The sequence below is a fragment of the Micromonospora mangrovicola genome (genome assembly GCF_047200535.1).
Classification (GTDB): Bacteria; Actinomycetota; Actinomycetes; order Mycobacteriales; family Micromonosporaceae; genus Micromonospora.
Map to the genome: position 1 here is coordinate 1 of NZ_JBJZOG010000155.1, position 10,021 is coordinate 10,021.

11 protein-coding genes are annotated in these 10,021 nt (G+C 72.9%); 4 read left to right on the forward strand and 7 right to left on the reverse strand.

Annotation, left to right across the window (positions count from 1 at the left end; all coding sequences use genetic code 11):
- A partial coding sequence (locus ACL02O_RS32220; RefSeq protein ID WP_412821959.1) for a S8 family peptidase occupies positions 1 to 1,203 on the reverse strand: 1,203 nt, incomplete at its 3' end.
- A 219-nt stretch (positions 1,204 to 1,422) separates the two neighbouring features.
- Between ACL02O_RS32220 and ACL02O_RS32225 the strand changes: the two genes are divergently transcribed.
- Complete coding sequence (locus ACL02O_RS32225) at positions 1,423 to 2,025, forward strand: hypothetical protein (protein WP_412821960.1); 603 nt, start codon at positions 1,423 to 1,425, stop codon at positions 2,023 to 2,025.
- Here ACL02O_RS32225 and ACL02O_RS32230 read toward each other — a convergent pair.
- The 3 genes from ACL02O_RS32230 to ACL02O_RS32240 all read right to left on the reverse strand — a co-directional run bounded on the left by ACL02O_RS32230 (position 1,993) and on the right by ACL02O_RS32240 (position 3,621).
- Positions 1,993 to 2,394, reverse strand: coding sequence for a hypothetical protein (locus ACL02O_RS32230; protein ID WP_412821961.1), 402 nt, complete (start codon positions 2,392 to 2,394; stop codon positions 1,993 to 1,995). The genes ACL02O_RS32225 and ACL02O_RS32230 overlap by 33 nt on opposite strands.
- 154 nt (positions 2,395 to 2,548) lie before the next feature.
- A complete protein-coding gene (locus tag ACL02O_RS32235) occupies positions 2,549 to 2,770 on the reverse strand; it encodes a DUF397 domain-containing protein (protein ID WP_412821962.1) in 222 nt (73 codons plus the stop codon).
- Positions 2,740 to 3,621 (reverse strand): helix-turn-helix domain-containing protein, encoded by an 882-nt coding sequence (locus tag ACL02O_RS32240; RefSeq protein ID WP_412821963.1) that lies wholly within the window; start codon positions 3,619 to 3,621, stop codon positions 2,740 to 2,742. The genes ACL02O_RS32235 and ACL02O_RS32240 overlap by 31 nt, the downstream gene beginning before the upstream one ends.
- 629 nt (positions 3,622 to 4,250) lie before the next feature.
- On the opposite strand from ACL02O_RS32240, the gene ACL02O_RS32245 reads away from it, so the two are divergent.
- The gene (locus ACL02O_RS32245) at positions 4,251 to 4,538 is read left to right on the forward strand and encodes a hypothetical protein (protein WP_412821964.1); all 288 of its coding nucleotides are present in this window, start codon (positions 4,251 to 4,253) and stop codon (positions 4,536 to 4,538) included.
- Positions 4,539 to 4,638: 100 nt separating this feature from the next.
- A complete protein-coding gene (locus tag ACL02O_RS32250; protein ID WP_412821965.1) occupies positions 4,639 to 5,076 on the forward strand; it encodes a hypothetical protein in 438 nt (145 codons plus the stop codon).
- A gap of 3 nt (positions 5,077 to 5,079) precedes the next feature.
- Here the strand turns inward: ACL02O_RS32250 and ACL02O_RS32255 are convergent, their stop codons facing one another.
- Positions 5,080 to 5,958, reverse strand: a complete 879-nt coding sequence (locus tag ACL02O_RS32255) for a PASTA domain-containing protein (protein WP_412821966.1) — start codon at positions 5,956 to 5,958, stop codon at positions 5,080 to 5,082.
- 100 nt (positions 5,959 to 6,058) lie between these two features.
- Positions 6,059 to 6,739 (reverse strand): PASTA domain-containing protein, encoded by a 681-nt coding sequence (locus tag ACL02O_RS32260; RefSeq protein WP_412821967.1) that lies wholly within the window; start codon positions 6,737 to 6,739, stop codon positions 6,059 to 6,061.
- Positions 6,740 to 6,854: 115 nt separating this feature from the next.
- Between ACL02O_RS32260 and ACL02O_RS32265 the strand changes: the two genes are divergently transcribed.
- Positions 6,855 to 8,264, forward strand: coding sequence for a hypothetical protein (locus ACL02O_RS32265; RefSeq protein ID WP_412821968.1), 1,410 nt, complete (start codon positions 6,855 to 6,857; stop codon positions 8,262 to 8,264).
- A 91-nt stretch (positions 8,265 to 8,355) separates the two neighbouring features.
- Here ACL02O_RS32265 and ACL02O_RS32270 read toward each other — a convergent pair whose 3' ends face one another.
- Positions 8,356 to 9,834: a glutamate--cysteine ligase gene (locus ACL02O_RS32270; RefSeq protein WP_412821969.1), complete on the reverse strand. Its 1,479-nt coding sequence runs from the start codon at positions 9,832 to 9,834 to the stop codon at positions 8,356 to 8,358.
- Between the last annotated feature and the right edge of the window lie 187 nt (positions 9,835 to 10,021).

The window sequence follows — 10,021 nt, forward strand, 5'->3', positions numbered from 1 at the left end:
GGTCGGCGGCGGGTTGCCGCCGTTGACCACGTAGAGCAGCTTGTTGGGCGAGCCGCTGCCCGGGTTGGTCACCACGTTGCTGGTGGCGTTGTTCACCAGGTAGTCCCGGACCTGCTGCGGGGTCCAGGACGGGTTGGCGCTGGCCACCAGCGCCGCCGCGCCGACCACGTGCGGCGTCGCCATGGAAGTGCCGCTGATCGTGTTGGTCGCGGTGTCGCTGCTGTTCCAGGCGGAGGTGATCGACGAGCCCGGCGCGAAGATGTCCAGGCAGGTGCCGATGTTGGAGAAGGAGGACCGGGCGTCGGTGCTGGTGGTCGAGCCGACCGTGATCGCCTCGGCGGTCCGGGCGGGAGAGCTGTTGCAGGCGTTGGCGCCGGAGTCGTTGCCGGCCGCCACGCCGTAGGTGATGCCCGAGCTGATCGAGTTGCGGACCGCGGTGTCGAGGGTGCTGTCCGCGCCACCGCCGAGGCTCATGTTGGCCACCGCAGGCTTGATCGCGTTCTGGGTCACCCAGTTGACGCCGGAGACGACCCCGGCGGTGGTGCCGCTGCCCTGGCAGTTGAGCACCTTGACCGCGACCAGCTGCACGCCCTTGGCCAGCCCGTACGAGGAGCCGCCGACCGTTCCGGCGACGTGGGTGCCGTGGCCGTGGCAGTCGCTGTTGTTGCTGTCCGCCGTGTTGGTGCCCCAGGTGGCCCGGCCGCCGAAGTCGCTGTGCGTGGTCCGGATGCCGGTGTCGATGATGTAGGCGTGCACGTTGCTCGCCGTGTTCGGGTACGTGTACGAGTTGTCCAGCGGCAGGTTCCGCTGGTCGACCCGGTCCAGGCCCCAGGACGGCGGGTTCGTCTGGGTGCCGGCGATGGTGATCGTGTGGTTCTGCTCCACGTAGGCCACAGCGGGGTCGGCGGCGATCCGCATGGCGCCTCGGGCGTCCACCCGCGCCTCGAAGCCCCGCAGGGCGGCACCCCAGGTACGCGCCACCGTGCCGCCGTGCCGGCCGGTGAGCCGCCGCGCGGTGGCGTCGACCTGGCCGGGGGTGACCGCGACGTCCTTGAACACGACGAGATAGCTGTCCGCCACGGCGGTGGGCCCACCGGCGTTGCGGATCGCGTCGGCGGGTTCCGCGGCCGACGCGGGCGACGCGGCCGCGAGCATGGCCAGGGCGGCCACTCCGACGAGTACGGACCTGTGTGGGAGACCCATCTCCCTACCTCCTCCCGACCGGCCCAGGACCGTCCGCCCGGTGAGGCGCAGGCGAATCGACGCTGACCGATCAACAAGAGGCTAGGTCCACCGTCTGAACACTGTGAACATGCCGGATGTGCCATAACCCCGTGCGATGACCCCTACGGGAGGGCGTACGGGACGAACCGGGGGGTCGCCCCCGATTCGGTGGGCGTCGAACTGGGCAAGGCTGAGGACATGGACAGCAATCTCATCGTTCTACTTCCCGTCGCCGCCGTCTGGACGGCCGCCGGCGTGGTGGCGGACGGACTGCCCCGGCTGGACCGCGCCCGCGTCCTGCGCCGGCGTACCGGATGGCTGTCCGGACTTACCCTCACCGGCCTGGCGCTGACCGCGGCCGTCCTGGTCGCGGGCCTGGAGAGCACCGGGAGAACGCCGATCGACCGGGCCGCCTCCGCCCTCCTCCTCGCGGCGGCCCCCGCGTTGCTCGTCGCGGCCTGCACGGTCCGGCGGATCCGGCGGCTGCGGGCCGGCGCGGGCGCCTTCGCCGCCGCCCCGGACACGCCGGCCCCGCACGGGCTGCGCGCCACCTCAGCCCACCCGCTGATCGGGCTGCCGCTCCAGGTGACCGCGCTCGCGGTGCTCCCGGCCGTGATCTCGGCGGCGGGCGTCGACCTGCTCGCCGGGCCGGCTGTGACCGGGCCGGCCATCACCGTCGGGGCGCTCGGCGTCACCGTGATCGGGATACGCCACGCGCTGCGGCACAACCGGCTCGCCGAACGGGCCATGCCACCGGCGGTCGCCGTGTCACCGCGAGCGGCCGGCCCCCTGCACGTATAGCAGTTCGAGGATCGCCCGGGTCGCCTCGAACCAGCGGTCCAGCCAGCCGGGCGGGGGAACGCTGCCCCTGGGCGGCAGCTCCATCAGCAGGCCACGCAGCAACGGGTGGTCCACCAGGGACTCGGGCTGCTCGGGCGGCCAGCCGCTCGGCGGGAACGACGGTTCGGTGAGCGGGTTCGGATCCAGCGACGGCAGCGAGAGCGGCGGGGACGCCTGCTCCGGGGCGGCGGCGTCCCGGTCACCCGCTTCGGTGTCGGTGGAGACCACCTCGGTGAGGACTGTGTCCCGGCGCGCCCCGCGGTACTTGCCGCCGAACCGCTCCGGCTTGCCCGGGCCGTTGGTGAGATTCTCTGAACCGATCGTCGTCATCCGTCTCGCCTGCCTCGCTCGGTTGCCGATCTGTGCGGTTCAACGAGGCGGGACGGAACTGGCGACGGGCCGGACCGACCGGCCACGGAGACGAAAAGGTCCCACCCGGCCACGCTGCCGGGCGGGACCATACCTTCGGTCCGAACGCGACGGATCAGCCGCGGACGAACACACCATGCCTGGTGCCGGCGACGAAGGCGCGCCAGTCACCGGGGGCGAAAACCAGGGCAGGGCCGGTCTTGTCCTTTGAATCCCGGACACCGACCGCCCCGGTCACATACGCGACCTCCACGCAGTTGTCACAGTTCGGCCCGCTCTTCGAGCTCTTGAACCACGTCGCCTGCGTCAGGTCCACGGGGAATTCCTTGGTCGCCATTTCCACAACGGCTCCTCTGCCAGTTTTGCGATATGTGCGATGGACTCCTCCGGTCTTATGGCCGCTGCTCGAATGTGATCGAAGATGAAGCTGTACTTCTGTAGTTCGTCGCTCTTCTCGAGGAAGAGCCCACCCGTGGCGTTCTCCGCGTACACGACATCGGGATCACTCGGTTCGGGGAAGCTGAGGATGGTGAAGGTGCCGTCCATACCGGCGTGCGCTCCCACCTCGAAGGGCAGGACCTGCAGCGTCACGTTCGGCAGTTGGGCCACCTCCACCAACCGTTCGAGCTGGCCACGCATCACCGCGTCGCCGCCGACCGGCCGGCTCAGCACCGCCTCGTCGAGCACCACCCACAGATCGACCGGATCATCCTGCGTCAACAACGACTGACGGCCCAGACGGACACGCACCCGTTGTTCCACCTGTTCGGGGGAGAAGTCCGGCCGAGCGGCCCGGATCATCGCCCCCGCGTACTCTTCGGTTTCCAGCAGGCCCGGCACGACCTGCTGCTCGTACGCCCGGATCGAGCTGGCCGCCGCCTCCAGCCCCACGTACGCTCCGACCAGCACCGTGCTGTACGGATGCCACCAGCCCTTCTGCCGGGCCTCGCGGGCGATCTGCACCAGCTCGTCGCTCTCCGCGCCGACCACCCCGTAGATGCGGAGCATGTCCCGCACGTCGCGCGGGGTGGCGGTGGTGTGGCCGGTCTCGATGCGGGAGATCTTGGAGGCCGAGCACTCCAACTGCTCGGCGACCACCTCGATGGTGATACCGGCGGCCTCCCGCTGACGGCGGAGTTCCGCCCCCAGGCGGCGACGCCGGATGGTCGGGCTGCGCCGTTCGCTCACCACGACAGTGCCCCGCTGAGCTTGCTGGTTCGCCCGCTCCGCTCGCTCACCCGGCCACCTCCGGTCGATCGCGCCCGGTTCGACCCCCGCCGGCGGCGCGACCGTCGTGCGGCGGGCGATCGTTCGCGGCAGGGGTGGTGCCGGTCGTCGACCGGCCGCGGCGGGCGAAACCGGCCACCAGTGTGCCGTCCCGGTGCCAAGGGCTTCAAGCGTCCCGTTCACGTGTCCTGTTCGCGAAGCAGCAAAAGTCGACGTGCAACTTGCATGAAGCACGCCACTGATGCACCCTGTCGATATGGCACGGGTTACTCACCGTCTCCGCATGATCTCCGGACGTGGTGATCCCACGGGCCGCGGGACGACGGGAGGGGAGCCGTCCCGCGCCGTGAGACCTGCCCCGGGGTTGAGGACCCCGTCGCTGCACGCCAGTTTGACTGCGGCGGCGGGAGCGGTAGCCGGGAGCAGCCGGGTGCTGGTCGAGTGGGCACCCCGCCACCGCGGGGACCACTCGACCAGCACCGACACACCTGATCAGCCGGTCCACGCGGCACCATCCCGTCGCCGGGCCGACTGTCCCCCGATCAGTCTCCCGCCGGCCCGCCCGCCGGCCGACCTTCCCAGGAGCCCATGTGCTTCCCCGCTCCGGTGACGTACTGCACGTGACTCGCGCGGCGAGTGTCCAGTTCCTTCGACCGATCATGTTCCGGGTGATCCGGGTGCTCGACCGGCCGACCTACGACGGTTGGCTCTGGCTCGACGGCTACGAGTTGAACGCGGCGGGGGACGCGGTCAACCGGCGGTCGATCTTCGTACAGCAGGACGGGCTGCTACGCCAGCAGGCCGGGCCGGTGCCACGTCAGCACACCGTCCGGACCAGCCGCCGCCCGGTCGTCCGCACCCCGGTCCACGTCGGCTGACCTCACAAAACACCCGGCCGGGAGGCGTGCCGACGCCATAGAATCGGTACGCCCACCCCGGCGTATTTCCACCCCGTGCGTCCCTGACCCTGAACCTGGGATGGTCATGGTCAATCTGCCCGCAGCACGGCGGCACCACCGGTCCCGTATCAACTACGCCCTGGGGCTCCTGGCACTCCTCGGCACCGCGACCGCACTCGCGCTCGTGGTACGCCACCCCGCCTTCTCCACCACCGAGCGGTTGAGCGAACCCGTACCTGCTCCGGAGATCACCGTGGTCGAAGGCACCGCGCCGCCCGGCACCCCGGAGGAGGGGCCGGGCTGGGCCGGGGCACCGGAGGACGACGTGCCCGGTGCCGGCGCGCCACCCACCGCGAAGCAGGCCGGAACCGGCGCCGGGCAGGGTGCGCTGGCCGATCCGCAGGGCGTACGGCACCCCGACGACGTCAGCCGGTCGCTGTTCTATTCCGGGCTGCTCGGCCTCGCCATCTCGCTGGCCGGGCTGGGCCTGGTCGGCACGAGACGCCGGCAGTGGTGACGGTCAGGGAGTCGCCGTGGCCGTCGGGGCCGGCGTCGGCGTGCCGGCATCCGTCGCCGGTGCCGCCTCCTCGGCAACCACGAGGGTGACCCGGTCCCCGTCCTCGACCGGCTCACCGGCCGCCGGGTCGGTCTCGAGCACCGTGCCGGCCGGGCGGTCGGACTCCCGGCTCACCACCCGGTAGTCCACGCCGAGCCGGTCGAGGATCGTCCGGGCAGCGGCCTCCGGCAGCCCCACCAGGGGCGGCATCGACACCTCCGCGCTCGTCGGACTCGGCGGCGTGGTCGGCGGCGAACTGCTGGGCGCGGCGCTGGTCGGCGCGGCGCTGGTCCGCGAGGCGGTGGTCGACACGGGCGTGGGCGACGGGGCGGGTGCCGGGGTCTGCTCGGCCGCACGGAGCGCCAGCCACACCCCGAGTCCGATCAGGGCGACCAGCAGCAGGGCGAGGATCCCCAGCAGGATCGGCATCCACCAGCGCCGGCCCGCCTGCTCCTCGGCATACCATTCGGCGCCGGGCTCCTGGTAGGCGGCCGGTCGCGTCGGCACCCCGGCCCGTCCGGACCAGGCCGGCACGGTGGGCGGCAGGGGCGCGGTGGCGCCGGCCGGTTCCTGACGCGCGGTCGCGTCCGACGTTGGCCGCCCGACGGGCGTGCCGCCGATGCCGGGCATCGGACGGGTCGCGTCCTGCGGTTCCCGCCCGCTCGCCGGCATCGCCCGGGTGGCGTCGGCGTCGCCCGGGGGCTCCGGTGGCAGCGCCTGCGTGGCGTCCGCCTCCGGCACCCGGGCGCTCCGACCGGTGTCCTCGCCGGTCGGCCGCTCGGGCGGCAGGGCGCGGGTGGCGTCGGCGTCCCCGGCCGGTGGCTCCTGGCGGTCGTCGCTCATCGCACGTCCTCTCCCCACCGGGTCGGGCGCCCTGGCCCTCGGTCGTCCACGGTATCGGCCCGGGCAACCGCCGACGTGGATCGGCGCGGCGAGCCGCCGGTCACGGGGTGGGCGACGGAGCTTCCACCGGCGTCGCGGACGGCGCCTCGCCGCAGGTGAGGACGACCTGGTCGTTCCAGTGCGCCAGGGTGCCGGCGGCCGGGACCTGAGCGGTCACCTCACCCTGTCGACCGGTGCGGTAACGCGGATAGAGGCCCGCCTCGACCAGGTCGTCCGCAGCGTCGCCGCAGGCCAGTTCGGTCAGATCCGGCACCGGGAGAGCCGGGGCGGAGCCGGCGACCCAGAGGGTGACGGTGACGCCGCGGCGCACCGGCGTACCCGGGCCGGGGGAGGTACGCAGGACGGACCGGTCGGAGCCGGTGCCGAAGACCAGTCGCCAGCCGAGCTTCCGGTCGCGCAGTTCCCGGCGAGCCGCCTCGAAGTCGTCGCCCACCAGATCCGGCACGGTCAGGCCGGCCGCGGTGGTGGCCTGCGTACCGGTGGGACGCTGCGACGGCGTGCTGGGCGGAGCGTCGGTCGGGGTGTCCACGATCGGCGCCGACGGCGTGCCGGCGGTGGAAACAGGACGGTCCGGCTCCCCCGCCAGCATCCAGCCGCCACTCGCTCCGATCACCGCGAGCAGGGCCACGGCCAGCGCGCCGCCCAGGAACAGTCTCTTCCGGTCCGGCCCCTGCTCGTCGCGTACCCCGGCCTGCCCCTCCAGGTGCCCGTCGTCCGTCATCGCATCCACCGCCTCAGTCACCGGCGACCGTATCGGCCACCACCAACCCGACGTCGGCGGCGAAACCTTCCGTCACGACTCGCCGCGCCGACGCTGGGACGCTACGCTGCCCGGCATGGCCAGACGGGGCTGGGGAGGATCGGTCGCCACCGCGCTCGGCGTCGCCGCCGGCACGGGGGCGGCACAGTTGGGCTTCGGCTACGGCCTGGGCATCATCAACTGGTCGTCGGCGGGCGGTACCCGGGTCGAGGCGGCCTGGGTGGCGAGCCTCGCCTGGGCCACCTGGATCTCCGCCACCTCCGTGGTCGCCGGCGCGGTCTGCGCCCACCGGCTCCGGGGTGAGGACGAGGAGCCTGGACGTACGCTGCGCAGCATCACCCTGGCCGTCGCCGCCGGGGTGGGCGCGCTGATCACGGTGCTGCTGGTCGCCGTACCGGCCCGCGCCGCCCGGGTGCCGGACACCTTCTCCCCGGAGACCGTCGCCGCCGGGTACGCCGTTGTCGGGCTGCTCGCCGGGCTGCTGCTGGCGGCCTGGGCGCTGCGCTCCCGGGCGGCCGCCGCCAACCTGGTCGCCACCACCGGTTGGCTCTGGCTGCTCGCCGTGGTGTCGGTCGTCGACGGGGTGCTCTCCGGCCGGGGCCTGACCACCGCGCAGCTCGGCATCTGGCAGATCAGCGCGGACAGCGACCGCTTCTGGATCCGCGACTACTTCTACTGGCCCGGGGCGCTGCTGGCGCTGGGCTCCGCCCTGGTCATCGGTGTGCTGGCCGCGCGGGGTTCCGCCCGGCTGCCGGAGCGGCGGATCGGGGCGGCGGCTTCCGGAGCGGCCGGGCCGATCCTCGTCGCGCTGGCCTATCTGCTGGCCGTGCCGAGGCTCGCGGCGATCGCTCCCGAGCAACTCTCCGCCCACCTGATCGCCCCGTACGCGGTGATCGCCGGGCTCGGCGGTTCGGTCCTGGTGGCCGTGCTGGCCCAGCGGGCCGAGCTGCGGGCCGCCGCCTCGGCCGAGGTGACGCTGCCCCGCCAGCGCACCGACGAACCGGCCGAGCTGGCGGCCCCCGAGGCAGCCGGCGACGAGGTGTCCGTCGGCGACAAGCCGTCGCCCCGCCGGCGGTTGTTCGGGCGGCGGACCGCCGCGACCGCGCCGACTGAGCCGGCCGCGGGTCGCGCGACGACCGCCGCGCCGGGCGGCGGACCGTCCGGGGACCCGGTGGAGCCGGACGCGACGCCGGCCACCCCGAGCGCGGCGTCGACCGGGCGGGGCGCGAAGTCGGCCACCCGGGACACCACGCCGGCCAACCCGGGCACGGAGCCGGCCACCGGTAGGGAGAACCCCAGCTCGGCACGGGTCCGGGCCACTGGCGGTCGGGGTCGGGCCGTGCCGACCCCACGGAAGCCGTCGGATTCGCCGGACCGCACCGGCGAATCCGCAGGCCCGGTCCCCTCCGACGGGCCGGCCACCGATGGCCCGGCGCCGGAGGACGCGCCCGGCGCGGGGGCGAAGGCGCGCCGTCGCAACCGTTGACCGGGGCGCGCCGGCGCGCCCCGCGAGGCGGTGGCCTCGTCGAGCACGACCTCCCCGAGCTGGCTCCGGGGACGGCCGGCTCGGCTCGTGGTCAGTCGACCGGCCAGGTGTGCACGGGCTCGTTGCTGCGCTGGAACTCGGCGTAACGCTGGACCATGTGGTGCAGCGCGGCCGTCCGGTCCAGTCCCCGGTGCCGCTCGGCCGCCCAGACCGTCTCGGTCTGCCAGACCGCCCCGTTGCGGCCGGTACGGCAGCGCTGCTCGATGACGTCGAGGAGCCGGTCCCGCTCGGCCGGGGCGACGCCGAACCGGTCGAGGCCCTGCGCGGCCTTGGGCAGCAGGACGTCGAGCACCAGCTTGGTCACCGGCACCTCGCCGAGCCGGGGCCAGTGCAGCACGGCGTCCATGCCACGCCGGGCGGCGGCGTGGAAGTTCTCCTCCGCCGAGCTGAAGGTGAGCTGGCTCCAGATGGGCCGGTCCGCCTCGGCGAGACAGCGGGCGAGACCGAAGTAGAAGGCCGCGTTGGCGAGCATGTCCACCACGGTCGGGCCGGCGGGCAGCACCCGGTTCTCCACTCGCAGGTGGGGCCGGCCGTTCATGATGTCGTAGACCGGCCGGTTCCAGCGGTAGACGGTGCCGTTGTGCAGCCGCAGCTCGGCCAGCACGGGCACGCCGCCGGCGTGCAGCACCTCGACCGGGTCCTCCTCCTCGACGATCGGGAGCAGCGGCGGGAAGTAACGCACGTTCTCCTCGAAGAGGTCGAAGATCGAGGTGATCCAGCGCTCCCCGAACCAGACCCGGGGGCGCACGCCCTGGGCCTTCAGCTCGTCCGGCCGGGTGTCGGTGGCCTGCTCGAACAGGGCGATCCGGGTCTCCGCCCAGAGCTGGCGGCCGTAGAGGAACGGGGAGTTGGCCCCGATGGCCACCTGTACCCCGGCGATGGCCTGGGACGCGTTCCAGTAGTCCGCGAAGCTGTCCGGCGCGACCTGGAGGTGGAACTGGAGGCTGGTGCAGGCGGCTTCCGGGGCGATCGAGTCGGTGTGCGTCTGGAGTCGCTCGACGCCCCGGATGTCCAGTTCGATGTCCTCTCCCCGGGCGCCGACGATCTGGTCGTTGAGCACCCGGTACCGCTCGTTGGTGGAGAGGTTGTCGGCGACCAGGTGGCGCTCGGTGAGGGTGGGCAGGATGCCGACCATCACGATCTTGGCGTCGGACTTGGCGGCCCGCTCGTCGGCGCGGGCCAGGCTGCTGCGCAGGTCCTGCTCGTAGTCGGCGAAGCCGGTGCTCTCGATGAGCCGGGGCGAGGCGTTCAGCTCCAGGTTGAACTGGCCCAGCTCGGTCTGGAAGAGCGGGTCGGCGATGTCGGCGAGGATCTGGTCGTTGCGCATGGCCGGCTCGGCCGCCGAGTCGACCAGGTTCAGCTCGATCTCCAGGCCGGTCATCGGGCGGTCGGCGTCGAAGCCGAAGTCGTCCAGCATCAGCGCGAAGACGTCCAGGCACCGCCGGACCTTCTGCCGGTACCGGACCCGGCCTTCCCGGGAGAAGGCGCCCTGCTCGACGTCTCTGCCCATCTGTCCTCCCGGCGCGAAGCGCAACGGAACCGTACCGTTCCGGAACGCATTGTGAAGCCTTCACGTTAAGTGCGCCTGGCCCACCGGAACCAGAGGTGCCGGGCACAGGACTGCACTCCTACCCAGACACCACCCACCGCACCACACGTAACCTGCGAACAACCCGTGACAATTCGCACGTCGGCAA